The organism is Streptomyces sp. NBC_00435 (assembly GCF_036014235.1).
In the GTDB taxonomy this organism is placed as follows: domain Bacteria; phylum Actinomycetota; class Actinomycetes; order Streptomycetales; family Streptomycetaceae; genus Streptomyces.
This window is the reverse complement of record NZ_CP107924.1, coordinates 2790941-2815931: the sequence shown is the minus strand read 5'-3', so window position 1 is coordinate 2815931 and position 24991 is coordinate 2790941. Positions and strand designations below refer to the sequence as shown.

Sequence of the window (24991 nt, the reverse complement as noted above, 5' to 3'; positions counted from 1 at the left end):
ACTATGGGAACCGCAGTAGGAGGTGGCCGAGGGGCTGTGCCGCGCTACGTGCAGATCGCTGACGACATCGTGCAGCAGATCCGGGCCGGCGTGCTGAAGGCTGGCGACATGGTGCCGAGTGAGTCGGAGCTCGTGGAGCGCTACGGCGTCGCGGGCGGGACGATCCGTAAGGCCATGGTGGAGGTTCGGGCGAGCGGGCTCGTGGAGACGCGGCACGGCAAGGGCTCGCTCGTGAAGGCTCGGCCGCCCGTGCGGCACCGGTCCTCCGATCGCTTCCGGCGTACGCATCGGCAGGAGGGTCGGGCGGCGTATCTGGCGGAGTCCGCGCAGTCCGGGGCCGAAGCCAAGGTGAGCGTGCTGTTCATCGGGCCCATGGAGGCGCCTGAGGAGATCGCGACGCGGCTCGGGGTCACCGCGGGGACTCAGGTGCTGGCCCGGCGTCGGCTGTACTTCCGGAACGGGACGCCCGTGGAGACGGCTACCTCGTACCTGCCCTGGGACGTCGTGAAGGACATCCCGGAGCTGTTCGCCGAGAATCCGGGGCCCGGAGGCATCTACGCGCGGCTGGAGGATCGCGGTCACGTCTTTGCCGAATACGTGGAGACGCTCCAGGCCCGGCCGGCCGCAAAGGCTGAGGCGACCGAGCTGTCGTTGACTCCTGGCGCACCCGTGGTGCATCTGCTCCGCGATGCGGTCACCGAGGAAGGTCGCGTGGTCGAGGTCTGCGACACCCTCATGGCCGCTGACCAGTTCGTCTTCGAGTACCGGATCCCCGCGCGCGACTGACGCCCGCTCAACTCCCCGCAGCCCGCTACGAGTTTCTCTTCGTAGCGGGTTGACTCATGTATAGGAGTCAGGCACTCTTCTTCATGTCACTCCTATACATGAGTGGCGGAGTTCAGCATCTATAGAGGAGTGATTCGCTGTGCGTCAGATTCCCGTCGACACCTCGGCTGCCATGGTGATGGTCGCCCAGCCCCCGGCCGTGAAGATCAAGGACCGTCGGACCGGCGAGATCGCCACCGACCCCGAGACCGGGTCCCAGATGATGACCGTGGACGTGCTGTTCGCCTCGTACGGGGAGGCGGAAGTCCTGTCGGTGGTCGTACCGGCTCCCGGGATCTCGGGCGAGCTGGTCATGGGTACCCCCGTCGCACTGACCGGCCTCGTCGCTCGCCCGTGGGAGAACGAGTTCAACGGCCAGAAGCGCCACGGCATCAGCTTCCGCGCCGTCGCCGTCACCTCGCTCACCGTCAAGGCGGGCTGAGCATGAACGCCTTATGGGTCACGCTGCTGGTGGTCCTCGCCTTGGCGCTCGTGCTGCGCTGGCAGCGGCCCACCTGGTACTGGATGACCTTCGGGGTCACCTTCGCGACGATCCGCGTCCTGATCCGCTACCGCTCGGTGATGGACGCCTGCGGGCTCACCGTCCCGCCCTCCCGCTGGCGACTAGCACTCGCTCGGGTCGCGAACAGGTCTGCACCTGAGGCTCGTTCGCCGCGAATCCTGCGGCTGCGGCCCACCTCGACCGGCCTGGTCCTACGGCTGAAACTCCGGCCCGGGCAGGACGCGTTCGACTTCTCCGCATCGTCGGACCGGCTCCGCCACTCCTTCGCCCTCCACAACGTCGTCTCGCGCGAGATCCGCTCCAGCGTCGTCGAGCTGAGGATGACCGGGTACGACGTACTCAAGCGGGTACGCATGCCGGCGGCGGCCGTGCTCGATGAACCGCTCCGGGTGCCGGTGGCCCTGCGCGAGGACGGGCAGGTTCATCACCGGGACTACCGGCAGGTCCCGCACGCCCTGAATGTCGGCGCCACCAAGTCCGGGAAGTCCGTCTACCAACGCACGCTCGTCTCCGGCCTGGCCACGCAGAACGTCGCCCTCGTCGGCATCGACTGCAAGAACGGCGTGGAACTCTCGCCAATGGCCCGGCGGTTCACCGCCCTCGCCGACAACCCGGACGATGCAGCAGAGCTGCTCGCCGCGCTCGTCCAATACATGGGCCGCGTCTACCAGGTCATCCGGGCCGAGCAGCGGATCAGCATCGACCTCCCGGATGCGGAGATCACCGCCGATATTTGGGACCTGCCGGCGCATCTTCGGCCCGTACCCGTCGTCTTGCTGGTGGATGAGGTTGCGGAGCTCGCCCTCGCCGCGGGTAAGGCAGAGGAGGCTCGACGGGACCAAATCGTCACCGACCTGGTTCGCCTCGCCCAGCTCGGCCGCGCCGCCGGCATTCACCTGGAGATCTGCGGTCAGCGCTTCGGCTCCGAACTCGGCAAGGGCATCACGATGCTCCGTGCCCAGCTCACCGGCCGTACCGCCCACCGCGTCAACGACGAGACCTCCGCCAACATGGCCTTCGGGGACATCTCCCCGGACGCCGTCCTCGCCGCCGTCCAGATCGACAAGGACCGCCCCGGCACCGCCGTGGCCGGCGACTCATCCGGCGGCTGGTCCCGCATCCGGGCCCCGCACACTACGCTCCGCCAGGCCGTGAACACCTGCAACGCCCAGGCGCATCGCACCCCGAGCATCCCGGAGCTGGAGCCCTTCCGGCCCGCGCTCCCGGTACGCGTCCTCGTCGGCAAGGTCCAGCCGAAGACCGCCTCGGCACCTGCCTTCTGATCACTCGCCCCACCCGGTCGGCGCGGCCTCATCGCGCCAAGTCCCTACCCCACCCATGCCCGAAACGAGGTGAACACCATGACCCGCCTGGTCCGCCCGGACGCCGTCCTCGTCCAGGCCGTCATCGCCGGAGCCCTCTCCTTCGCCCACCTCCACGACCTCGCCGAAGCCGCCGGACAGGACGGCTGGAAGGCCTGGGCCTACCCGGTCAGCGTGGACCTGCTCCTCGTCGCAGCCTGGCACCGGCTCCGGTCCCTACGGGATGCGGGGGAGCCCTCGCGGTCGGCCTGGTCCTGGTTCGCCGTAGCCCTGGCGGCCTCCCTCGGCGCGAACGTCGCGACCGCCGGCCTACTCGACCTGCGCGACGTCCCGGACTGGCTCCGCATCCTCGTTGCCGGATGGCCGGCACTGGCCTTCCTCGGCGGCACGCTTCTGGTCCACCGGCCTACGCCGCCCAGCGCGCCGGAACTCGACCCCGACGCGGTGCCTCTGCCCGTGGTCGAGCGGGAGACAGAACCCGGCGTACTGGCCGACGAGCGCCCCGCCCTGCCTGCCCCTGCCCCGGCAACCGCAACGACGGTCACCGCTCCGCCCGCCCTGGTCGCACACGCCCAGAAGATCGCCGCCGACCACCGCACCCGCACCGGCTCGGACATTGACACCGAGACCCTGCGCGCCCGGCTCGGAGTCCCGCCCGCGATGGCCGAAGCCATCGCCGCCCAGCTCGCCTGAGGAGATCCCATGCCCGCCCGGATCAACTTCCGCTCGCTCATGAAGATCGGCCCCGTCCAGATAGGCGCCTACCGCGACAACCGCGGCCGCAACAAGGACAGCGCCGTCTGCACCACCGACGGCTGCGGCTGGTCCTCGGACTACAGCTCCTCGACCGCCGCCCAGCTCGCCGCCCGCTCCCACCGCTGCCGCGTCAGCTGATCCGAAAGGCCACCGCCATGGACGTCCCGCTCTGGTTCGCCCTGCTGGTCGTCGGTGTCCTCGGCTACAAGCTCGTCCGCCCGCCGCTCTGGCTCGTCGCCGTGATCCTCATCGGCGGCTTCCTCCTCGCGGACAGCTTCCTCGCCCCGGCCATCGACACCGCGATCAACAAGTAACCCGCCCCGGAAGGAGAACAGCCATGTTCAAGCCCAAGTACCCCAGCCCCGACATCTACACCCCCGCGACCATCCGCCCGACCCCGCCACCCGTCGAGCACTCGGAATCCGGCCCGGCCCCCGTCCCCGCGAAGCCCCCGAGCGCCTTCGGCGGCCTGGTCCAGAGCTCGCCCGGCACCGCGCTCGCCCTCGCCGCCGGCGGAGTCGCCGGAGTCCTCGCGCTGGCCTCGGTCGCCGTCTCGCTGCTCCTGGCCGTCGCGGTCACCGCCGTCGCCCTGTCCGTCAGCGCCGTCGTCATGCTCTTCCTCGTCCGCGCCCTGCGCCAGGAGTTCAAGAGCCGTTGACCGGCCCCGGGACGGCCTCAACCGCCAAGTCTCCGCCGTCCCGGCGCCGCGTTCCTGCCCGATCCAACGAACCGGACGGAAACACCATCATGAAGCAGAACACCCCGGGAGAGCTCTGCCCGAACTGCGACGGCCACGCCTCCGTCGCCATCACCCTCGGTGGCCGCGACCACAACGGCCACCTCCGCACGATCACCGCCCATTGCTTCACCTGCCACGGCACCGGGACCCGCCGTTCCACCCGCCGTCCCCACCGGACGGTGACCGCGTGACCAACGCCGCGACCCTCGCGGGCCTGGACCCGGCCACCCTCGGCGACATGCTGAAGGTGGCCGGGGATCCCGGCTACGCACGCTGGGAAGACCAGATCCACCGCACGGGCGGCTGCTCCGACCCGATCCACATCACTGGCTGGACCGTCGCCAAGGACAAGACCTCGGGCGAGATCCTGCACCGGTACTCCACCGCGGACGAGCCCGGTGCCCGACTCCGCATCGCCTGCGGCAACCGCCGCGCCTCCCGCTGCCCGGCCTGCGCCTGGACCTACGCAGGAGACACGTACCACCTGATCCGGGCCGGGCTGGCAGGCGACGACCGCCGCGAGATCCCTGCCACCATCCGCGAGCACCCCCGGGTCTTCGCCACGCTCACCGCTCCGTCCTTCGGTCCCGTCCACAACCGGCCCACCTCAGGGCGCTGCCGCTGCGGCACGCACCACCCGGACGACGACGCCGAACTCGGCAGCGCGCTCGACCCGACGGGTTACGACTACGCCGCGGCCGTCCTCTTCAACAACCACTCCGGACAGCTCTGGCAGCGCTTCACGACCCGTCTGCGCCGCGAGATCGCTGCCTCCGCCGGCCTGACCCAGCGCGACCTGAAGGAAGAGGCCCGGATCTCCTACGGCAAGGTCGCGGAGTTCCAGAAGCGCGGCGCCATCCACTTCCACGCCGTGATCCGCATCGACGGGCCTACGGGCCCCTCCAGCCCGCCGCCGTACTGGGCCAGCACGGAACTCCTGGAACGGTCGATCCGCTCCGCTGTTGCCCACTCCTACACGTCGGTGCGGATCCCTCCCGCCGGCGACCAACCCGCCCGCACCCTCCGCTGGGGCACTCAGCTCGACGTACGCCCCATCAAGGCCTTCGGCGACGGCTCCGAGGTCACAGAACAGGCCGTCGCCTCGTACGTTGCGAAGTATGCGACCAAGGCTGCGGAGACCACCGGAGCCACCGACACGGCCGTGCACTGCCGCAAGTGCCGGGGGACTGGCCTCTCCGACCGCTATCACCGCCCCGGCTCCGCCCTGAGCCAGTGTTCCCGCTGCCACGGAACCGGGCTCGGCGAGGACCTCGCCCGGCTGCCCGTGTCCGAGCACGCCCGCCGCCTCATGGAGGCCTGCGCCGCCCTGCAACACCTCTACCCGGACCGCGCGCTCACCCGCTGGTCCCACATGCTCGGCTTCCGCGGCCACTTCTCCACCAAGTCGAGGCAGTACTCCACCACCCTCGGCGCCCTCCGCCAGACCCGCGCCGACTACCGCGCCGCCCAAGAACGCGAAGCCCGCGGCCTCAGCGACACAGAGCCGGACACCGTGCTCGTCCTCGCCTCCTGGCAGTACGCCGGCCACGGACACAGCCCGGGGGAGTCGGTTCTCGCCGCCACCATCGCCCGCGGCATCCAGCTGAACCGCCAGACCGCCCGCGAAGCCCTGCAGGGAGAGCAGCATGAATGAGCGTCTCCTCAGCGTCGTCCAGGTCGCCGAACTGCTCGGCACCACCGTGCGGTTCCCCCGGCGGCTCATCGAGGAACGGCGGATCACCTACGTGAAGGTGGGCCGACACGTCCGGATTCCTGAGAGCGCCGTCCGGTCCTACATCGACACCCACACCGTCGAGCCGCGCCGCCGCCGTCTGGGGGTGGCTGCCTGATGGCCGGGAAGCGCCGACCGTTCGGCCGGGTGCGCAAGCTGCCCTCCGGTCGGTATCAGGCCCGGTACCTCGGCCCGGACGGACAGCTCCGCCCCGCACCCGAGACCTTCCGTACCAAGAAGGACGCGGACGACTGGCTCGCCGACACGCAGACCGAGATGCGGCGGGGCGACTGGCGCGATCCCGACGCCGGGAAGGTCGCCTTCGGGCCGTACGCCGTCGCCTGGATCAAAGAGCGTGAGCTGACCAGCACCACGCGGCAGCTCTACGGCTCGCTCCTCAAGCACCACCTGGACCCGGTTTTCGGCGGGGTCAACCTGGGGGAGATCTCGCCACCCCTCGTCCGGCGTTGGCGCGCCGACAAGTTGGCCGTCGGCACCGGGCCCACCACCGTGGCCAAGGCCTACGCGCTGCTCCGCGCGATCCTGGGTACGGCCGTGTCCGACGAGTTGATCCGGCGGAATCCCTGCCAGGTCAAGGGCGCCAGCACCGTGCACACCCCGGAGCGGCCGACCGCCACGGTCAAGGAGGTCTACGCGCTGGCTGAAGCGGTCCAGCCGCGGTATCGGGCGCTCGTACTGATGGCCGGATTCCTCGGGCTGCGCTGGGGCGAGCTGATCGGGCTCCACCGGCGGGACGTGGACCTTGAGCACCGCACAGTGCGTGTCCGGCGGGCTGTCGCTGAGCTGAGCAACGGGCAGCGGGAGATCAAGGCGCCGAAGAGTGCCGCGGGCAAGAGGACGGTCTCCATCCCCGGCGTGATCCACGCGGATCTCCACGAGCACCTGAAGCGGTTCGCCGAGGCCGGCGCAGACGGGCGTGTCTTCGTCGGGGCCAAGGGGGCGACTCCGCGCCGGAATCACTTCAACCGGCTGTGGCACAAGGCGTGTCGGGAAGCGGGAGTGAAAGGGCTGCACTTCCACGATCTTCGGCATACGGGCAACACACTCGCCGCGTCGACAGGTGCCAGCACACGGGAGTTGATGACGCGCATGGGCCACAGCACCGCCCGCGCCGCGCTGATCTACCAGCACACAAGCGCCGATCGGGACCGCCTGATTGCCGACGCCCTGAGCGGGCTCGTGAAGAAGGGGCGGAAGGCGCCCAAGGGCACGAAGGAAGATCCACAGCGGAAGGGGCACGCAGGGGGCACGCGGAGCTGATCCCCGCCCCGGGAACGACTAAGGGCCAGGTCGAGGAAACATCCTCTGACCTGGCCCTTAGTGCTCTGGAGCGGGTGACGGGAATCGAACCCGCGTAGCTAGTTTGGAAGACTAGTGCTCTACCATTGAGCTACACCCGCAACGCGTGCGCCGCAGGTCCGGGGACCTTGGCACGGACAGCATCCTAGCGGGTCCCGGCGGGGGATCGCACACCGCATTTCGGGCCCGCGTGTGGGCGAGTCGGCGCTTTCGCCGAAACTCCGCACGGCGGAGGGTCTTCGGGCATGTACCCTACGTGTCGCACCGACGGGGTGTGGCGCAGCTTGGTAGCGCGTCCGCTTTGGGAGCGGAAGGTCGTCGGTTCGAATCCGGCCACCCCGACCAGCAGGAGTAGCGCTCAGTGGGAGCACGGTCCCCCACTCGGCGCCTCCGCGGGTCCCCCCGGTCGCCCTTCGTGCGTTCTCCGTACGTTCTCCACAGCGCCCCCGCGAACCCTCGCGGAGATCGCGTTGATGATCGCGTTGTGGGCTGATTGCCGCTTGCGGCTACTATGCAAGCTGCGTGCCCGTGTGTCTGATGTACCGGGCCCGATCCGCTGAGAACCGCGAGAGCGCGGCGACAGCAGAGACCCCCAGCAGTCAGCCACAAGGAGACCGAACCGTGAAGAGCGCCGTGGAGACCCTGAATCCGACTCGGGTTCGGCTCACTGTTGAGGTGCCCTTCGAGGAGCTCAAGGACAGCCTCGACGCGGCCTACAAGAAGATCAACCAGCAGGTCACGGTGAAGGGCTTCCGCAAGGGCAAGATCCCGGCCCGCGTCATCGACCAGCGCTTCGGCCGCGGTGCGGTGCTGGAGGAGGCCGTCAACGACGCCCTCCCGAAGTTCTACACCGAGGCGGTCAACGAGGCCGACCTGAACCCGCTGGGCCAGCCCGAGGTCGACATCACGGAGCTGAAGGACGGCGAGCTGCTGTCCTTCACCGCCGAGGTCGACATCCGCCCCGCGATCGAGATCCCGGACTACTCCGGCATCGAGGTCACCGTGGACGCCATCGAGGTCTCGGACGAGGACGTCGAGAAGTCGGTCGAGCAGTTGCGCGGGCGCTTCGCGTCCACCAAGGACGTCGAGCGCGCCGCCCAGGACGGCGACGTCGTCACGATCGACCTCGAGGCCAAGGTCGAGGGCGAGGTGCTGGAGGACGGTGTCGCCCAGGACGTCTCCTACACCATCGGCTCGGGCGAGCTCCTCGAGGGCATCGACGAGGCCGTCAAGGGCCTGGAGGCCGGTGGCGAGGCCACCTTCACCTCCCAGCTGAAGGGCGGCTCCGCCGAGGGCAAGGACGCCGAGGTCACCGTCAAGGTCACCAAGGTCTCCGCCCGTGAGCTGCCGGAGCTGGACGACGAGTTCGCCGGCATGGCCAGCGAGTTCGACACCCTCGAGGAGCTGAAGGCCGACAGCCGCAAGCGCCTCGAGAACATGAAGCAGTACGACCAGGCCACGCAGGCCCAGGAGCGCGTCCTGGAGAAGCTGCTGGAGCTCGTCGAGGTCCCGATCCCCGAGAAGCTCCTCGCGGACGAGGTCCAGACCCGCAAGCACAACCTGGAGCACCACCAGCTCGGCCAGATGGGTCTGTCCATCGAGAAGTACCTCGAGATCCAGGGCAAGACGGTCGAGGAGTTCGACGCCGAGACCGCCGACCAGGCGATCAAGGGCATCAAGACGCAGTTCGTCCTCGACGAGCTCGTCAACAAGGAGAAGCTGAACGTCAACCAGGAGGAGCTCACCGAGCACCTCATGCGCCGCGCCGCTTCCTCCGGCATGTCCCCCGACCAGTTCGCCCAGGCGGTCGTCGAGGGTGGCCAGGTTCCGATGCTCGTCGGCGAGGTCGCCCGCGGCAAGGCCCTCGCGGCCGTCGTCGAGGCCGCCAAGGTCACCGACACCAACGGTGAGGTCGTCGACCTCTCCGACGACGAGGACGACGAGAACGCGGTCGAGCAGGCCGCCGAGACCGTCGAGAACGCGGTCGAGGCCGACGGCGAGATCGCGGCCGACGAAGCCAAGTAACACCCGGGGTCACCCCCGCCGAGCAGTGCCTCAGCAAGGCCCGAAGGGCCCGTACGCCATCGCGTCCGGGCCCTTCGGGCTGTCCGTGGGAAGGCTCCGGTGACGGGTCCCTTACCTTGCGCTCCGAGCGAACAGTTCGGGAAGCGGGATGGCGTTGTCCTACCTGCGCGTTAGGGTCCATGAATACGAGGGCACGGGAGTACCCGACGCCGGCGGACATCGTCCGCACGGTTGGTCCGCGCCCCAGAACGAGACGCTGAGACGGCACATGGCCGTCGGAGACGAGCAGGTGGATACGTGACGAATCTGAAGCCTTACGCCGCGGGTGAGCCGTCCATCGGTGGCGGCCTCGGCGACCATGTCTACAACCGGCTGCTCGGCGAGCGCATCATCTTCCTCGGCCAGCAGGTCGACGACGACATCGCCAACAAGATCACCGCGCAGCTCCTCCTCCTGGCCGCCGAGCCGGAGAAGGACATCTACCTGTACATCAACAGCCCCGGCGGCTCGGTGACGGCCGGCATGGCGGTCTACGACACCATGCAGTACATCCCGAACGACGTCGTCACCATCGGTATGGGCATGGCGGCCTCCATGGGCCAGTTCCTGCTCACCGGCGGCACGCCGGGCAAGCGCTTCGCGCTCCCGAACACCGACATCCTGATGCACCAGGGCTCCGCCGGCATCGGTGGCACCGCCTCGGACATCAAGATCCAGGCCCAGTACCTGCTGCGCACGAAGCAGCGCATGGCTGAGATCACCGCCCACCACTCCGGCCAGACCGTGGAGACGATCATCCGCGACGGCGACCGCGACCGCTGGTACACGGCGCAGGAGGCCAAGGACTACGGCCTCATCGACGAGATCATCTCCGCCGCGTCGCTGGTCCCGGGCGGCGGCGGCACCGGGGCCTGATCCCGGCCCCGGCGCGCGAGATCCCGTACGGGGGCTCGTACGCCCGCCCGCACCAGGCAAGCCTCAGCCCGCAGAACGCCACCAGGATGGTGAACACCCAGATGCACATGAACAACCTTTCTCCCGCGAGCGGCCTCTACACCGGCGCGCCGGTGGACAACCGTTACGTCGTGCCGCGCTTCGTGGAGCGCACCTCGCAGGGCGTGCGCGAGTACGACCCGTACGCGAAGCTCTTCGAGGAGCGCATCATCTTCCTCGGCGTGCAGATCGACGACGCCTCCGCCAACGACGTCATGGCGCAGCTGCTGTGCCTGGAGTCGATGGACCCGGACCGCGACATCTACCTGTACATCAACAGCCCCGGCGGCTCCTTCACCGCGCTGACGGCCATCTACGACACGATGCAGTTCGTGAAGCCGGACATCTCGACGGTCTGCATGGGCCAGGCGGCCTCCGCCGCCGCGGTCCTGCTCGCCGCCGGCGCCCCCGGCAAGCGCATGGCGCTGCCGAACGCCCGTGTGCTGATCCACCAGCCCTCCGGTGGCACCGGCCGCGAGCAGCTCTCCGACCTGGAGATCGCGGCCAACGAGATCCTGCGCATGCGCGACCAGCTGGAGAACATGCTGGCCCTGCACTCCTCGACGCCGATCGAGAAGATCCGCGACGACATCGAGCGCGACAAGATCCTCACGGCCCAGGACGCGCTGGCGTACGGCCTGATCGACCAGGTCGTCGCCACCCGCAAGACTTCGAACTGATCCTTGCCGCCAGTTGGCCTGGGCACGTCGCGGGATTACGCGATGTGAACCACGTCAAGGGGGCCCCGCTCGGGGCCCCCGGCAAGGTACCGTCGGATATGAGGCACCAGGAGCGCTGAACCAGGCGTCTCCCAGGCGAAGGGGAAGCACCTCGTGGCACGCATCGGTGACGGCGGCGACCTGCTCAAGTGCTCGTTCTGCGGAAAGAGCCAGAAGCAGGTGAAGAAGCTCATCGCGGGACCCGGTGTGTACATCTGCGACGAGTGCATCGACCTCTGCAACGAGATCATCGAAGAGGAACTCGCGGAGACCTCCGAGGTTCGCTGGGAAGAACTTCCCAAGCCCCGTGAGATCTACGAGTTCCTGGAGAGCTACGTCGTCGGCCAGGAGCCGGCGAAGAAGGCGCTCTCCGTCGCTGTGTACAACCATTACAAGCGCGTCCAGGCCGGCGAGAACGGCGGCGGGACGGGCCGGGACGACGCGATCGAGCTCGCGAAGTCCAACATCCTGCTGCTGGGCCCCACGGGCTCGGGCAAGACGCTGCTGGCCCAGACGCTCGCCCGCATGCTCAACGTCCCGTTCGCCATCGCCGACGCGACGGCGCTGACGGAGGCCGGGTACGTCGGCGAGGACGTCGAGAACATCCTGCTCAAGCTGATCCAGGCCGCTGACTACGACGTCAAGAAGGCCGAGACCGGGATCATCTACATCGACGAGATCGACAAGGTCGCCCGCAAGAGCGAGAACCCGTCGATCACGCGCGACGTGAGCGGTGAGGGCGTGCAGCAGGCCCTCCTGAAGATCCTGGAAGGCACCACCGCTTCCGTACCGCCGCAGGGCGGTCGCAAGCACCCGCACCAGGAGTTCATCCAGATCGACACGACGAACGTGCTGTTCATCGTGGGCGGCGCCTTCTCCGGCCTGGAGCGGATCATCGAGTCCCGCGCCGGCGCCAAGGGCATCGGCTTCGGGGCGACCATCCGCTCGAAGCGTGAGATCGAGGCGAGCAACCAGTTCCAGGAGGTCATGCCGGAGGACCTGGTGAAGTTCGGGATGATCCCCGAGTTCATCGGCCGCCTGCCCGTCATCACCTCGGTGCACAACCTGGACCGCGAGGCCCTGCTCCAGATCCTCATCGAGCCGCGCAACGCGCTGGTCAAGCAGTACCAGCGGCTGTTCGAACTCGACGGTGTGGAGCTGGACTTCGAGCGCGAGGCGCTGGAGGCCATCGCGGACCAGGCGATCCTGCGCCAGACCGGCGCGCGCGGCCTGCGCGCCATCATGGAAGAGGTCCTGATGTCGGTGATGTACGAGGTCCCGTCCCGCAAGGACGTGGCCCGCGTGGTCATCACCTCGGACGTCGTCCGTTCCAACGTCAACCCGACGCTGGTCCCGCGGATCGTCCCGAAGGACCAGGGGCCGCACGAGAAGTCGGCGTAGCGGGCCCGGTAGGAACGAGCAGCACGCAGAAGGGGGCGCCCCGGCCGGGGCGCCCCCTTCTGCGTGCTGCTCGTCTTTCGGAGCTGACGTCCGCTCCGTGGGGGCCTGGCTCTGAACCAGGCCCCTGTCGTCCGGTCAGGCCTTGGTGCGACCAGTGTTGTAGAGCTTCGCGTTCAGCTCGGCGTTCTGGGCCAGGGTGTAGCCCTTGCCACCGGTCATCACCTTGCTGATGTCGATGCCGATCGACATGCCCATGGTGCTGTAGTCGGTCCAGATGCACATCGGCATCGTGATCTCCTTGGGCTCCAGCGGGTTGGTGGAGGGCTTCTTGGAGACGATCTTCACCTCCTGGCACTTCATCAGCGCGCCGCTGAACCCGGCCGGCTTGAAGGTCTCCGGGGAGCCGATGAACTGGACGTCGGAGTCCTTGTCATCCTTCGACAGGCTGGAGGTCTTCATCAGCTGGAACGAGGAGTCGAGGGTCTTGGCCGGGTCCGCGATCTCGCCGTAGAAGCCGGAGAAGCTGAGGGACTTGCCCTCCAGGGGCTTGGCCGGGTTGGTGATCTCGTACGGCTGACCGACCTTGGTCGGGTTCTTGATCCCGATCGCCTCGGTCTCCTTCTTCTCCTGCGCGTCCATGGTGCTGTCACCGGGCTTGGTGCTCTTCTTGAACTCGTTCACCGTCGCCGGCGGGACGAGCTTGTAGCCCTTGGTGGAGGCGGAGACCTCGCCGTTGCCGGCGCCCTTGGTCAGGAACCAGTACCCGCCGCCCGCGACCACGGCCACCGCCACGACCACGGCGATGATCACGCCGGCCTTGGACTTCTTCGGGGGCTGCTGCGGGGGCATCCCGCCGCCGTACGGGGCCTGCTGCTGGTAGCCGCCGTACGGGGGCTGCTGCTGCGGCGGGTAGCCGGGCTGCTGCTGCGGGTAGCCCTGGTGGGGGATTCCCTGGGGGGCCTGCTGCGGGTACCCGTAGCCGGGCTGCGGGGCGGGCTGCTGTCCGTAGGGGCCGGGCTGTCCGTACGGCCCGGGCTGCTGCGGCTGCTGCCCGTAGGGCCCCGGCTGCTGCGGCTGCTGGCCTCCGTACGGCCCCGGCTGGTTGTAGCTCATCCCGCGTCCCCCCATGAGGTTGTTTATCCGTCCCACACATCCTGGCCGAAGCCGGGGCGCCGCACGGCACCGGTCCCCGGTAAAACCCGGTTTCATGACCGGACCGTTACGCCTCTAAACTGTGGCTCGTGACCGAGAACACGCAGACACCCAGCAGCCCCTACTCCGAACTGCCGACTTCGTACGCGCCGGCCGACGTAGAGGGGAAGCTCTACGAGCGCTGGGTAGAGCGTGGGTACTTCGAGGCGGACGAGAAGAGCGAGAAGCCTCCGTACACCATCGTCATCCCGCCGCCGAACGTCACCGGAAGCCTCCACCTGGGGCACGCCTTCGAGCACACGCTCATCGACGCCCTCACCCGCCGCAAGCGCATGCAGGGTTACGAGACCCTGTGGCAGCCCGGCATGGACCACGCGGGCATCGCCACCCAGAACGTCGTCGAGCGTGAGCTCGCCAAGGAGGGCAAGTCCCGCCACGACCTGGGTCGGGAGGCGTTCGTCGAGCGCGTCTGGCAGTGGAAGGGCGAGTCCGGCGGGCAGATCTCCGGCCAGATGCGCCGGCTGGGCGACGGTGTGGACTGGTCGCGCGAGCGGTTCACCATGGACGAAGGCCTGTCCGAGGCCGTCCAGACCATCTTCAAGAAGCTCTACGACGACGAGCTGATCTACCGGGCCGAGCGCATCATCAACTGGTGCCCGCGCTGCCTCACCGCGATTTCCGACATCGAGGTCGAGTACCAGGACGACGAGGGCGAGCTCGTCTCCATCCGGTACGGGGAGGGCGACTCCTCCATCGTCGTGGCGACCACCCGCGCCGAGACGATGCTGGGTGACACGGCCGTCGCCGTCCACCCCGACGACGAGCGCTACAAGCACCTCGTCGGCACCGAGATCGAGCTGCCGCTCACCGGCCGCCGCATCCCGGTCGTCGCCGACGAGCACGTCGACCCCGAGTTCGGCACCGGCGCGGTCAAGGTGACCCCGGCGCACGACCCGAACGACTTCGAGATCGGTCAGCGCCACGGCCTGCCCAACCTCGCCGTCATGGACGAGCATGCCGTCATCACGACCCACGGCCCCTTCCAGGGCCTGGACCGGCTGGAGGCGCGTTCGGCCATCGTCGCGGCACTGCGCGCCGAGGGCCGGATCGTCGCCGAGAAGCGCCCGTACACCCACTCGGTCGGTCACTGTTCGCGCTGCAAGACCACCATCGAGCCCCGGCTGTCCCTCCAGTGGTGGGTCAAGGTCGGCCCGCTTGCCAAGGCCGCCGGTGACGCGGTCCGCGACGGCAAGGTCAAGATCCACCCGCAGGAGATGGAGAAGCGCTACTTCGACTGGGTCGACAACCTCCACGACTGGTGCATCTCGCGCCAGCTGTGGTGGGGCCACCGCATCCCGGTCTGGTACGGCCCCAACGGCGAGATCGTCTGCGTCGGCCCCGACGAGCAACCGCCGTCCGGCGAGGGCTGGACCCAGGACACGGACGTCCTGGACACCTGGTTCTCCTCCGGCCTGTGGCCGTTCTCCACGCTCGGCTGGCCGCGGCAGACCGACAGCCTGGCGAAGTTCTACCCGAACTCCGTCCTGGTCACCGGCTACGACATCCTCTTCTTCTGGGTCGCCCGGATGATGATGTTCGGCCTCTACGCGATGGACGGCACCCCGCCGTTCCACACCATCGCCCTGCACGGCATGGTCCGCGACGAACGCGGCAAGAAGATGTCGAAGTCCTTCGGCAACGCGGTCAACCCGCTGGACTGGATGGACAAGTACGGCTCCGACGCGGTCCGCTTCACCCTGGCGCGCGGCGCCAACCCGGGTGTCGACGTCCCGATCGGCGAGGACTGGGTCCAGGCCTCCAGCAAGTTCGCCAACAAGATCTGGAACGCCACCCGCTTCGCGATGATGAACGGCGCCACGATCGAGGGCGAGCTGCCGCCGGTCGAGGAGCTGTCCGCCACCGACCGCTGGGTGCTGTCCCGTCTGAACAAGACGGTCGCGCAGGCCGACGCGTACTACGAGGACTACCAGTTCTCGAAGCTTTCGGACGCCCTCTACCACTTCGCGTGGGACGAGGTCTTCGACTGGTACGTCGAGCTGTCCAAGACGACCTTCTTCGCGGGCGGCGAGCCCGCCAAGGCCTCCGCCCGGGTCCTCGGCGAGGTCCTCGACGTCATGCTGCGCCTGCTGCACCCGGTGGTCCCCTTCGTCACCGAGACCCTGTGGACCACGCTGACCGGCGGCGAGTCCCTGGTGATCGCCGACTGGCCCAAGGACAGTGGCTTCCGCGACGAGGCCGCCGAGGCCGAGATCGAGGGCGTCCAGAGCCTGGTCCGGGAGGTCCGCCGGTTCCGCAAGGAGCAGGGGCTCGACGACAAGCAGAAGGTCCCGGCCCGCCTGGACCTGTCCGCCACCGCGCTGGCCGCCCACGAGGCCGCCATCCGCCAGGTGCTGCGCCTCCAGCCGGAGGGCGACGCCTTCAGCGCCACCGCGACCCTCCCGGTCGGCGGCGCCACCGTCGCGCTCGACCTGTCGGGCACCATCGACGTGGAGGCGGAGCGCAAGCGGCTGAGCAAGGACCTGGCCGCCGCCGAGAAGGAGAAGCAGCAGGCCGAGGCGAAGCTCGGGAACGAGGCGTTCATCGCCAAGGCCCCCGACAACGTCGTGGACAAGATCAAGGGCCGGCTGGCCAAGGCCGAGGCCGACATCGCCCGGCTGAAGGTCCAGCTGGACACGCTGCCGGCCGCCTAGCGGTCCGGTGGCGCCGTAGCGCGCATGCGAAGGCCCCCACGCCGTCGGTCGACGTGGGGGCCTTCGCCGTATCCCTTCCCCGCGAGGGGCCGGGCGTCACAGGAGCCGGCTGCCGAACTTCGTCAGGATGAGCACCGCGACCACCCCGTACGCGGCCAGTGGCACCAGCCAGTGGGGGACCGCCCGCAGCCGGGAGCCGGCCGGGGCCAGGTGCCGGGTGACGTACCAGAACAGCGGGATCATCACCGCCCAGACGACCATGCACCACGGGCACAGTGCCCCGATCACGTACAGGCACTGGCTGATCAGCCACACCGTGAAGGCGAACCCGGCCGCGATCCCGGCCCACAGCCCGCGCCACAGCAGGCGGGGGAGCACCGCCCCGGCGACGAGGGCCGCACCCAGGGCGGCCAGGGCCGCGAAGCCGGCGATGCCGAGCAGCATGTTGGGGAAGCCCAGCAGGTTGCCCTGCCAGGTGGTCATCACGTCGCCGCAGCTCAGCACCGCGTTGACGTTGCAGCCCGGGGTGAAGAGCGGGTCCTCCAGGGTGCGGATGCGGTCGTAGGTGAGGACGCCGGAGGCCAGGGCGCCGATGAGGCCGCCGATGAGCAGGAGCAGGGGGACGCCCCGGGCGGGGCGGGCGGGGCCGATGTCTTCGCGCGTCGTTCGGGGGCTCATTCCTTCGACGCTACGAAAGGAGGGCGCACCGGCGGCAGGGCCATCCGACCATGTCCTGATCTGTCCGAAGTGCGGTATGTCACTGCATGGCGGGCGCCGGCGACGCGGATCCCCGGCGCGGACCCCGGATGATGGGGGGCATGCACGTCAAGCCCGCCGTCCGCGCGTTCCACCGGGCCCTGGCCTCCGGCCGACGGTTCACCGAGAGTTGGAGCGGGTCCCCGCGGGCGATGGACATGCTCACGGCAGGCGGCTGTTTCGCCCTGATGGCGCTGGACCTGCCGGGCCTGGCGGCCGAAGACAACTCCCTGAACGGCCCGCTCGCCGCCGTCGTGCTCGCCGCCGGCTGCCTCGGCCTCCTGGTGCGCAGGCGCGCGCCCTGGGTCGCGTACCTCACCGCGTTGCTCTTCATCGGCTGGCTGCACGAGCTCACCCTGATCCAGTTCGCGCTCTACTCGGTCGGGCGTTACCGCGGACGCCGCGCCGGAGTCCTCGCCACGCTCGGCTACGTGGCGTTCGCGCTGGCGGTGTTCGCCCTGCCCGGTTGGCCGGAGCCGCGGGCCGAGACGCTCAGCTCCTTCCTCAGCCTCGTCGTCCCCATCGGTGTCCTCGCCTCGGCCGTGGGCATCGCCGCCTACCGCCACGACCTGGTGCGCGAGCTCGACACCCGGCGCGCCGAGTCCGCCGTCCAGCGGGCCGTCCAGGAGGAGCGGACCTCGGTGGCCCGCGACGTCCACGACTTCGTGGGGCGCGAGCTGACCCTGCTCACGGTCCGCTCCGAGGTGCTGTCGATGCGCTCGCGCGAGACGTCGTACGCGAAGGACTTCGAGGAGCTCGCGGACACGGCCCGCCGGGCTCACCTGGTGCTCAACGAGATCATCGTGCAGCGCGGGGAGCGGGCGGCGACTCCGGGCGTGGACGGGCTGGCGGAGCTCGCGCAGGAGAGCGGGCGCGCGGGTTCCCCCGTACGGCTCGAACTGGATCCGGACGTGCACGGGCTGTCGCCGCTCCGGCAGGCGGCGGTCTACCGGGTGGTGCAGGAATGCCTGACCAACGCGGCCAAGCACGCCCGCGGCGAGACCATCGAGGTGTCCATCGCGGCGGACGGCCCGCAGCTGCGGATCGCCGTCCGCAACGGGCTGGCGGAACGCAACCCGACCAGGGCCCCCGTCTCGGCGGGCTCGGGCACGGCGAGCATGTCCGAGCGCGTGCGCAGCCTGGGCGGAACCCTGACGGCGACGCGCACGGAGGACTCGTACGAGGTCGTCGCGACCCTCCCGAAGGGGTAGACCGTCTCTTTCGGAACTTGCCGGGCGCTACGCCCGGGCCGGTGCCAGCAGGCTGCTGAGCGAGTCCATGTCCTCCACGCAGCGGCCGGAGCCCAGCGCCACGCAGTCCAGCGGGTTGTCGGCGACGAAGACCGGGATCCCGGTCGCGGAGGCCATGCGCAGGTCCAGGCCGGGCAGCAGCGCGCCGCCGCCGGTCAGCACGATGCCGTGCTCCATGACGTCGCCTGACAGTTCGGGCGGGCACTCCTCCAGGGTGGTGCGCACCGCGGCGATGATCGCCTCGACGGGTTCGTCGAGGGCGGCCCGTACGTCGGGCGCGCCGAGCTGGAGCGTCTTGGGCATGCCGCCGACCTTCTCGCGGCCGCGGACGGTGATGCCGCGGGTCTCCAGCTCCGGCTGGTCCGGCACGGGCCACGCGGAGCCGATGGCGATCTTGATGTCCTCGGCGGTGCGCTCGCCGATGAGCAGGGCGTGCTCCTTGCGGACCCAGTCGATGATCGCGGCGTCCAGCCGGTCCCCGCCGACCCGCAGCGACTGGGAGGTGACGATGCCGCCCAGCGAGATGACGGCGACCTCCGAGGTGCCGCCGCCGATGTCGACGACCATCGAGCCGCGCGGTTCGGACACCGGCAGCCCGGCGCCGATGGCCGCGGCCATCGGTTCCTCGATCAGGTGAACGGTCCTGGCCCCGGCCCGGGTGGAGGCGTGGACGATGGCCCGCCGCTCCACCTGGGTGACCCCGGACGGTACGCAGATCACCATGCGGGTGCGGGTGCGGGTCCGGCGCCCGGGAACGGCCTTGCGGACGAAGTGCCGGATCATCTCCTCGGCGGCCTCGTAGTCGCAGATCACGCCGTCCTTGAGGGGGCGGATCGCGGTGATGGAACCGGGGGTGCGGCCGATGGTCTCCTTGGCCTCGGTACCCACGGCGAGTGCGGTGGTCGTGCCCGCCCTGACGGCGACCACGGACGGCTCATTGAGGACGATGCCGTGTCCCCGTGCGTAGACGAGGGTGTTGGCGGTTCCCAGATCGATTCCTATGTCGCGGCTGGAAGCCGTCTTGCTGGGCCCCGTCGTTTCAGTGCGCGCCTGCGGCATTTGTTCCCCAATCTCCTGTCCGCAAGGCTTGCATAACGATTGGGTCGCCCTCGCCGTCGAAGGTCCCGAAGGGGCCGGGCCGAAAGTCCCCCGGGTTCTCGTCCGTAGACTGGGTCCCGTGAGTGAGCAGCAGCCCGAGAGCCACGATGACAGCTTCGACGAGTTCGACCAGATCGTGGCGGAAGAGTCCGACCGCGATCCCGACCTGGCGGTGATCGCCGCGGGCAGCCGCACCCTGCGCGCGCAGGCCGGTCCGCCGCAGGGCGATCCGGTGCCCGACGTGCCCGCCGACCCCGAGACGGCCAAGGCGCTGCGGGAGGTGGAGCAGGAGCTGGCCGGCCGCTGGGGCGAGACCAAGCTGGAGCCGTCCGTCACGCGGATCGCCGCGCTGATGGACGTCCTGGGCGAGCCGCAGCGCGCGTACCCCTCCATCCACGTGACCGGCACCAACGGCAAGACGAGCACCGCCCGCATGATCGAGGCGCTGCTGAACGCCTTCGAACTGCGCACCGGCCGCTACACCAGCCCGCACGTGCAGTCCGTCACCGAGCGGATCAGCCTGGACGGGGCGCCGATCACCGCCGAGCGGTTCGTCGAGACCTACCACGACATCAAGCCGTACGTGGAGATGGTGGACGCGGCCGAGGAGTTCCGGCTGTCGTTCTTCGAGGTCCTCACCGGTATGGCCTACGCGGCGTTCGCGGATGCGCCCGTGGACGCGGCCGTGGTCGAGGTCGGCATGGGCGGCACCTGGGACGCGACCAACGTGATCGACGGCGCGGTCGCCGTGATCACCCCGATCAGCCTGGACCACACGGACCGGCTCGGTTCCACCACCGGCGAGATCGCGAAGGAGAAGGGCGGGGTCATCAAGCAGGGCGCCACCGTGATCCTGGCGCAGCAGCCGGTGGACGCGGCGCAAGTGCTGCTGAAGAAGGCCGTGGAGGTCGACGCCACGGTGGCCCGCGAGGGCATGGAGTTCGGCGTCGTCACCCGTGAGGTCGCGGTGGGCGGCCAGCAGCTGACGCTGCGCGGGCTGGGCGGTGAGTACGACGGGATCTTCCTGCCGCTGTACGGAGCCCACATGGCGTACAACGCGGCCGTGGCGCTGGCGGCGGTCGAGGCCTTCTTCGGGATCGGCGCGGACCACGCGCGGGTGCTGGACGTGGACACCGTACGCAAGGCGTTCGCCTCGGTGACCTCGCCCGGCCGCATGGAGGTCGTGCGGCGCAGCCCGACGGTGGTCCTGGATGCGGCGCACAATCCGGCCGGGGCGCGGGTCACGGCGGAGGCGGTGACCGAGGCCTTCGGCTTCAGCCGGCTGATCGGTGTGGTGGGGGCCAGCGAGGGCAAGGACGCGCGCGGGGTCTTCGAGGCCTTCGAGCCGATCTTCGCGGAGGTCGTGATCACGGAGAACACCAGCCACCGGGCGATGTCCGCGGACGATCTTGCGGCCGTCGCGGTCGAGGTCTTCGGCTCGGACCGGGTGCAGGTGGAACCGCGGCTGGACGACGCCCTGGAGGCGGCGATCACCCTGGCGGAGGAAGAGGCGGAGTACGGAGGGGCCGGCGTGCTGGTGACCGGGTCCGTGATCACGGTGGGCGAGGCCCGCCTGCTGCTGAAGAGGGGCTGAGGGATGCGCACCCTGTGTGCTTCGACGCTGATCGGCGAGTTCTTCGTGATCGGCTTCGCGGGGCTGGTCGCGATGAAGGGGGACCTGGGCCAGGCCGCGGTCTGGACGGTCTGCGGGATCGCGATGCTGCTGTCGGTGCTGCTGTGCGGGATGCTCTCGCGCCCCGGGGCCGTCCAGATCGGCTGGGCCCTGCAGATCGGGCTGGTCCTGAGCGGGTTCGTCGTGCCGATGATGTTCTTCCTGGGCGCGGTGTTCGCGGCCCTGTGGTGGTGCTCGATCCACTACGGCCGCCGCATCGACGACGTCAAGGCCCGCTGGGCGGCGGCCCAGAGCGAGGCCTCGGCCTGAGCCCGCTGCGGGGGCGCCGCGACCTTGCCCTGTGGCTCGCCGCCATGAGCTTCCCGCTCCCCGCCGCCGCGGGGGACCCGGGGGCCGGGCGCCGCCCTGGTCCAGCCCTGTAGCCTCGGGTTACCGCACCCGTATGCCGCAAGGAGTTACAACATGACCCAGCGCACGCTCGTCCTGCTCAAGCCGGACGCGGTCAGGCGTGGCCTGGTGGGCGAGATCATCGGCCGCTTCGAGAGCAAGGCCGGCTGGACCATCCCGGCGCTGGAGCTGCGCACGCTCGACCGGAGCATTCTGGAGCAGCACTACGCCGAGCACGTCGGCCGCCCGTTCTACGAGCCCCTCATGGGTTTCATGGCGAGCGGCCCGGTCGTCGCCCTGGTCGTCGAAGGGGAACGCGCGATCGAGGGTGTCCGTCAGCTGGCCGGACCCACTGACCCGATCGCCGCGGCCCCCGGCTCCATCCGGGGTGACTTCGGTACCGTCACCCGGGAGAACCTGATCCACGCCTCGGACTCCGAGGAGTCCGCGGAGCGCGAGCTGAAGCTGTTCTTCCCGGCTCTGTGATCACTCTTTTCTGACGCAACATCAGCCAAATAGCGCTCATGACCTGGGGCGACCGAAGTAATTTCGGTCGCCCTTCGGTATTACCGGGCACATTCGGGAACGCATGGACAGGACACGACGTCACCACTAAGGGGGCGGGTATCCGTTCCGGCGGGTTTGCCGGAGTCCCGTCGCGCGATGTCCGTACCTGCGGCACTACGATGGGGCCTCCACCCACACACCCACCTCGCCGACCTGACAGCAGCCGCTATCAACTGGAAGGCCAGACGCTCCTCATGGGGAACAAGGGGAACAACATGTCGTTCATCGGCCGTGACATGGCGATCGACCTCGGGACCGCCAACACGCTGGTGTACGTGAGGGGCCGGGGAATCGTCCTGAACGAGCCGTCCGTGGTCGCCATCAACACGAACACCGGTGGCATCCTGGCGGTCGGCTCCGAAGCCAAGAAGATGATCGGGCGCACGCCCGGCAACATCGTCGCCGTTCGGCCCCTCAAGGACGGCGTGATCGCCGACTTCGAGATCACCGAGCGGATGCTCCGGTACTTCATCCTCAAGATCCACAAGCGCCGTTACCTGGCCCGCCCGCGCGTCGTGGTCTGCGTACCCTCCGGCATCACCGGAGTGGAGCGCCGCGCCGTCATCGAGGCGTCCACGCAGGCCGGTGCCCGCCAGGTGCACATCATCGAGGAGCCGATGGCGGCCGCCATCGGCGCGGGCCTGCCCGTCCACGAGGCCACCGGCAACATGGTCGTGGACATCGGCGGCGGCACCACCGAGGTAGCCGTCATCTCGCTCGGCGGAATCGTCACGGCGCAGTCCATCCGAGTGGCCGGCGACGAGCTGGACAACGCGATCATCCAGCACATCAAGAAGGAGTACTCGCTCCTCCTCGGTGAGCGCACCGCCGAACAGATCAAGATCACCATCGGTTCGGCGTACGACCTGGACAAGGACGAGCACACCGAGATCCGCGGCCGCGACCTGGTCTCGGGCCTGCCCAAGACCGTCGTGATCTCGGCCGCCGAGGTCCGCAAGGCGATCGAGGAGCCGGTCAACGCCATCGTCGACGCCGTCAAGACCACCCTCGACAAGTGCCCGCCGGAGCTCTCCGGCGACATCATGGACCGCGGCATCGTCCTCACCGGAGGCGGCGCCCTGCTGCGCGGCCTCGACGAGCGGCTGCGCCGCGAGACGGGCATGCCCATCCACATCGCCGAGGACCCGCTCGACTCCGTGGCGCTCGGATCGGGCAAGTGCGTGGAGGAGTTCGAGGCGCTGCAGCAGGTCCTGGACGCTCAGCCCCGGCGCTGACCGGCCACGCCCGGGGCGGTGGAACACAGGTGGAACACAAATGATCCGCCGTACGGGTGCTGCCGGGCCCGTGCGGCGGATCGTTGATATACAGGCAAGGTCCGGTGCGGCCCCGGCTCCACCGGAGCGGCTTTGCCGCACGGGTATCTATGAGGAAGGCACGGCCGCCGCACGTGAGGGACACACGAGAAAGCCGGCTGCTCCTGGTACTTCTGATCGCCATCGCGTTCGCATTGATCACGGTGGACATCAGGACGGGTGAGGAGTCGCCGGTCGACGGTGCCCGGCAGGCCGCCGCAGCGGTCTTCGGGCCGGTCGAGAAGGGCGTGGCGAAAGGGGTCGACCCGGTCGCCAACGCCATAGGGGCGGTACGGGACTCCGGCGAGCGGCACAGCCGCATCGCGACGCTGGAGCGCGAGAACGCGGCACTCAAGGCCAAGCTGGGCAGCGACGACCAGACCCGCAGCCGGATCCGCGAGCTCGACGAGATGCTCAAGCGGGCGGGTGCCGGACAGTACGGCATCAAGGGCGCCGAGGTCATCGCCATAGGAGCGGCCCAGGGCTTCTCCTGGACCGTCACCATCGACGCCGGCAGCAAGGACGGCATCGAGCGCGACATGACCGTCCTCAACGGCGACGGACTCGTCGGGCGCGTCGCCACCGTCGGCCCCGACACCGCGACCGTGGTCCTCGCCAACGACCCCGACTTCACCGTGGGCACCCGCCTGGAGAAGACCGGCGAACTCGGCTTCGCCACCGGCCAGGGCGACCGCTCCCTCTCCGTGCAGATGCTCAACGGCAAAGCCAAGATCAACACCGGTGACCGCCTCGTCACCTTCGGCTCGCGCGGCAACAAGCCCTTCGTCCCCGGTGTCCCGATCGGCGAGGTGGTCAAGGTCGACCCCTCGCGCGGAGACCTGACCCGGACCATCTGGGTCCGCCCCTTCGTCGGCTTCTCCCGCCTGGACATCGTCGGCGTCGTGGTGATGCCCCCGCGCGAGGACCCGCGCGACGCCGTCCTGCCGCCCAAGCCCGAGGCGCCCAAGCCCACCCCGACGGTCACCGTCACCGTCACGCCGTCGCCCGGCGCGTCCGTGTCGGGCAAGCCGGTCGACGAGTAGGAGCCGATCACCATGCGCTTCAACCGGATCCTGCTCTCGGCCACGCTCGTCGTGGTCGCCCTCGTCGTCCAGGTCTCCATCCTGGGCCGGCTCCAACTCCCCGGAGCCGTGCCCGACCTGGTCCTCCTCACCGTGGTCGCCCTCGCGCTCGTGTACGGGTCCGTCGGCGGCGCCCTCATCGGCTTCTCCGCCGGCCTCCTCACCGACCTCGCCCCGCCCGCCGACCACGCCGCCGGCCGCTACGCGCTCGTCCTGTGCGTCATCGGCTACGTCGCCGGCCTGGTCCGCCCCGACACCGGACGGTTCCGCTCCGCCTGGGGCCCGATGCTCACCGTCGTCGGCGCCGCCTTCGCCTCCACCCTGCTCTACGCCGGGGTCGGCGCCCTGGTCGGCGACACCGCCGCCCGCCACGTGGGGCTGACCGGACTGCTGTTCACCGCGGTCCTCTACGACCTGCTGCTCGCGCCGTTCGCCGTGCCGTTCATCATGGCCCTCGCCCGCCGCGCGGAGAACGACCCCATGGCCGTCGATGCCAACGGCGGCCCGCCCGCGGGCAAGGACATCGCCTCCGGCTGGCTGGCCGGCGGCACCGGGCTGCGGATCGGCAGCCAGCGGGGTGGACTGCGGATGAAGACCGCCCGCAGCCGTGCCAACCGGGCCGGCCGGATAAAGGGCGTCAAGGGAATCAAGGGTGTGAAGAGCGTCAAGAAGCTGTGAGGGAGGAGT

Annotated in this window: 26 protein-coding genes and 2 tRNA genes; 24 read left to right on the top strand and 4 right to left on the bottom strand. The window is 69.5% G+C overall.

What is annotated here, in order from left to right; genetic code table 11:
• Window positions 1-3 precede the first annotated feature (3 nt).
• The 11 genes from OG389_RS12985 to OG389_RS12935 all read left to right on the top strand — a co-directional run bounded on the left by OG389_RS12985 (window position 4) and on the right by OG389_RS12935 (window position 7178).
• Complete coding sequence (locus tag OG389_RS12985; protein WP_328298630.1) at window positions 4-786, top strand: GntR family transcriptional regulator; 783 nt, start codon at window positions 4-6, stop codon at window positions 784-786.
• 139 nt (window positions 787-925) lie between these two features.
• Window positions 926-1267, top strand: a complete 342-nt coding sequence (locus tag OG389_RS12980) for an SCO3933 family regulatory protein (protein ID WP_328298629.1) — start codon at window positions 926-928, stop codon at window positions 1265-1267.
• A 2-nt stretch (window positions 1268-1269) separates the two neighbouring features.
• On the top strand, window positions 1270-2631 hold the full coding sequence (locus OG389_RS12975) for an FtsK/SpoIIIE domain-containing protein (RefSeq protein WP_328298628.1): 1362 nt from the start codon (window positions 1270-1272) through the stop codon (window positions 2629-2631).
• A gap of 78 nt (window positions 2632-2709) precedes the next feature.
• Window positions 2710-3363 (top strand): DUF2637 domain-containing protein, encoded by a 654-nt coding sequence (locus OG389_RS12970; RefSeq protein WP_328298627.1) that lies wholly within the window; start codon window positions 2710-2712, stop codon window positions 3361-3363.
• A gap of 9 nt (window positions 3364-3372) precedes the next feature.
• Entirely contained in the window at window positions 3373-3564 is a 192-nt protein-coding gene (locus OG389_RS12965; RefSeq protein ID WP_328298626.1) for a mobile element transfer protein, read from the top strand.
• A gap of 17 nt (window positions 3565-3581) precedes the next feature.
• A complete protein-coding gene (locus OG389_RS12960; RefSeq protein ID WP_106983073.1) occupies window positions 3582-3740 on the top strand; it encodes a hypothetical protein in 159 nt (52 codons plus the stop codon).
• A 23-nt stretch (window positions 3741-3763) separates the two neighbouring features.
• Window positions 3764-4084, top strand: a complete 321-nt coding sequence (locus OG389_RS12955; protein ID WP_328298625.1) for a hypothetical protein — start codon at window positions 3764-3766, stop codon at window positions 4082-4084.
• 89 nt (window positions 4085-4173) lie between these two features.
• Window positions 4174-4356, top strand: coding sequence for a hypothetical protein (locus tag OG389_RS12950; RefSeq protein WP_328298624.1), 183 nt, complete (start codon window positions 4174-4176; stop codon window positions 4354-4356).
• A 47-nt stretch (window positions 4357-4403) separates the two neighbouring features.
• Window positions 4404-5819 (top strand): replication initiator, encoded by a 1416-nt coding sequence (locus OG389_RS12945; protein WP_328303737.1) that lies wholly within the window; start codon window positions 4404-4406, stop codon window positions 5817-5819.
• On the top strand, window positions 5812-6015 hold the full coding sequence (locus OG389_RS12940) for an excisionase family DNA-binding protein (protein ID WP_328298623.1): 204 nt from the start codon (window positions 5812-5814) through the stop codon (window positions 6013-6015). The genes OG389_RS12945 and OG389_RS12940 overlap by 8 nt, the downstream gene beginning before the upstream one ends.
• Window positions 6015-7178 carry a tyrosine-type recombinase/integrase gene (locus OG389_RS12935; protein ID WP_328298622.1) on the top strand — a complete coding sequence of 388 codons (1164 nt, stop codon included), beginning with the start codon at window positions 6015-6017 and terminating at the stop codon, window positions 7176-7178. Before OG389_RS12940 ends, OG389_RS12935 begins: the two co-directional genes overlap by 1 nt.
• Window positions 7179-7244: 66 nt before the next feature.
• On the opposite strand, the gene OG389_RS12930 is transcribed toward OG389_RS12935, so the two are convergent.
• A tRNA-Gly gene (locus tag OG389_RS12930) sits at window positions 7245-7318 on the bottom strand.
• A 167-nt stretch (window positions 7319-7485) separates the two neighbouring features.
• On the opposite strand from OG389_RS12930, the gene OG389_RS12925 reads away from it, so the two are divergent.
• The 5 genes from OG389_RS12925 (at window position 7486) to clpX (ending at window position 12355) form a co-directional block, all read left to right on the top strand.
• Window positions 7486-7562, top strand: a tRNA-Pro gene (locus OG389_RS12925).
• A 276-nt stretch (window positions 7563-7838) separates the two neighbouring features.
• Window positions 7839-9242, top strand: coding sequence for a trigger factor (gene tig, locus OG389_RS12920; protein ID WP_328298621.1), 1404 nt, complete (start codon window positions 7839-7841; stop codon window positions 9240-9242).
• Window positions 9243-9539: 297 nt separating this feature from the next.
• Window positions 9540-10157: an ATP-dependent Clp protease proteolytic subunit gene (locus OG389_RS12915; protein ID WP_254383059.1), complete on the top strand. Its 618-nt coding sequence runs from the start codon at window positions 9540-9542 to the stop codon at window positions 10155-10157.
• 86 nt (window positions 10158-10243) lie between these two features.
• Complete coding sequence (locus OG389_RS12910) at window positions 10244-10915, top strand: ATP-dependent Clp protease proteolytic subunit (RefSeq protein ID WP_328298620.1); 672 nt, start codon at window positions 10244-10246, stop codon at window positions 10913-10915.
• Window positions 10916-11068: 153 nt separating this feature from the next.
• Complete coding sequence (clpX, locus tag OG389_RS12905) at window positions 11069-12355, top strand: ATP-dependent Clp protease ATP-binding subunit ClpX (protein WP_250739478.1); 1287 nt, start codon at window positions 11069-11071, stop codon at window positions 12353-12355.
• 135 nt (window positions 12356-12490) lie between these two features.
• Here the strand turns inward: clpX and OG389_RS12900 are convergent, their stop codons facing one another.
• Window positions 12491-13468: a hypothetical protein gene (locus OG389_RS12900; RefSeq protein ID WP_328298619.1), complete on the bottom strand. Its 978-nt coding sequence runs from the start codon at window positions 13466-13468 to the stop codon at window positions 12491-12493.
• A gap of 128 nt (window positions 13469-13596) precedes the next feature.
• Here OG389_RS12900 and OG389_RS12895 point away from each other — a divergent pair, with 128 nt between their 5' ends.
• Entirely contained in the window at window positions 13597-16218 is a 2622-nt protein-coding gene (locus OG389_RS12895) for a valine--tRNA ligase (RefSeq protein ID WP_328298618.1), read from the top strand.
• 96 nt (window positions 16219-16314) lie between these two features.
• On the opposite strand, the gene OG389_RS12890 is transcribed toward OG389_RS12895, so the two are convergent.
• Entirely contained in the window at window positions 16315-16896 is a 582-nt protein-coding gene (locus OG389_RS12890) for a vitamin K epoxide reductase family protein (RefSeq protein WP_328298617.1), read from the bottom strand.
• A gap of 140 nt (window positions 16897-17036) precedes the next feature.
• On the opposite strand from OG389_RS12890, the gene OG389_RS12885 reads away from it, so the two are divergent.
• The gene (locus OG389_RS12885) at window positions 17037-18185 is read left to right on the top strand and encodes a sensor histidine kinase (protein WP_328298616.1); all 1149 of its coding nucleotides are present in this window, start codon (window positions 17037-17039) and stop codon (window positions 18183-18185) included.
• A 27-nt stretch (window positions 18186-18212) separates the two neighbouring features.
• On the opposite strand, the gene OG389_RS12880 is transcribed toward OG389_RS12885, so the two are convergent.
• On the bottom strand, window positions 18213-19283 hold the full coding sequence (locus OG389_RS12880) for a rod shape-determining protein (RefSeq protein ID WP_328298615.1): 1071 nt from the start codon (window positions 19281-19283) through the stop codon (window positions 18213-18215).
• Window positions 19284-19401: 118 nt separating this feature from the next.
• On the opposite strand from OG389_RS12880, the gene folC reads away from it, so the two are divergent.
• From folC to mreD, 6 genes are all read left to right on the top strand, one after another.
• Window positions 19402-20916, top strand: a complete 1515-nt coding sequence (gene folC, locus OG389_RS12875) for a bifunctional tetrahydrofolate synthase/dihydrofolate synthase (protein WP_328298614.1) — start codon at window positions 19402-19404, stop codon at window positions 20914-20916.
• A gap of 3 nt (window positions 20917-20919) precedes the next feature.
• Window positions 20920-21264 (top strand): DUF4233 domain-containing protein, encoded by a 345-nt coding sequence (locus tag OG389_RS12870; RefSeq protein ID WP_328298613.1) that lies wholly within the window; start codon window positions 20920-20922, stop codon window positions 21262-21264.
• Window positions 21265-21417: 153 nt separating this feature from the next.
• Window positions 21418-21828 carry a nucleoside-diphosphate kinase gene (gene ndk, locus OG389_RS12865; RefSeq protein ID WP_328298612.1) on the top strand — a complete coding sequence of 137 codons (411 nt, stop codon included), beginning with the start codon at window positions 21418-21420 and terminating at the stop codon, window positions 21826-21828.
• A gap of 296 nt (window positions 21829-22124) precedes the next feature.
• Window positions 22125-23144: a rod shape-determining protein gene (locus tag OG389_RS12860; RefSeq protein WP_069923827.1), complete on the top strand. Its 1020-nt coding sequence runs from the start codon at window positions 22125-22127 to the stop codon at window positions 23142-23144.
• Between the two features lie 173 nt (window positions 23145-23317).
• On the top strand, window positions 23318-24265 hold the full coding sequence (gene mreC / locus OG389_RS12855) for a rod shape-determining protein MreC (RefSeq protein ID WP_328298611.1): 948 nt from the start codon (window positions 23318-23320) through the stop codon (window positions 24263-24265).
• 12 nt (window positions 24266-24277) lie between these two features.
• The gene (mreD, locus tag OG389_RS12850; RefSeq protein ID WP_328298610.1) at window positions 24278-24982 is read left to right on the top strand and encodes a rod shape-determining protein MreD; all 705 of its coding nucleotides are present in this window, start codon (window positions 24278-24280) and stop codon (window positions 24980-24982) included.
• Window positions 24983-24991 lie beyond the last annotated feature (9 nt).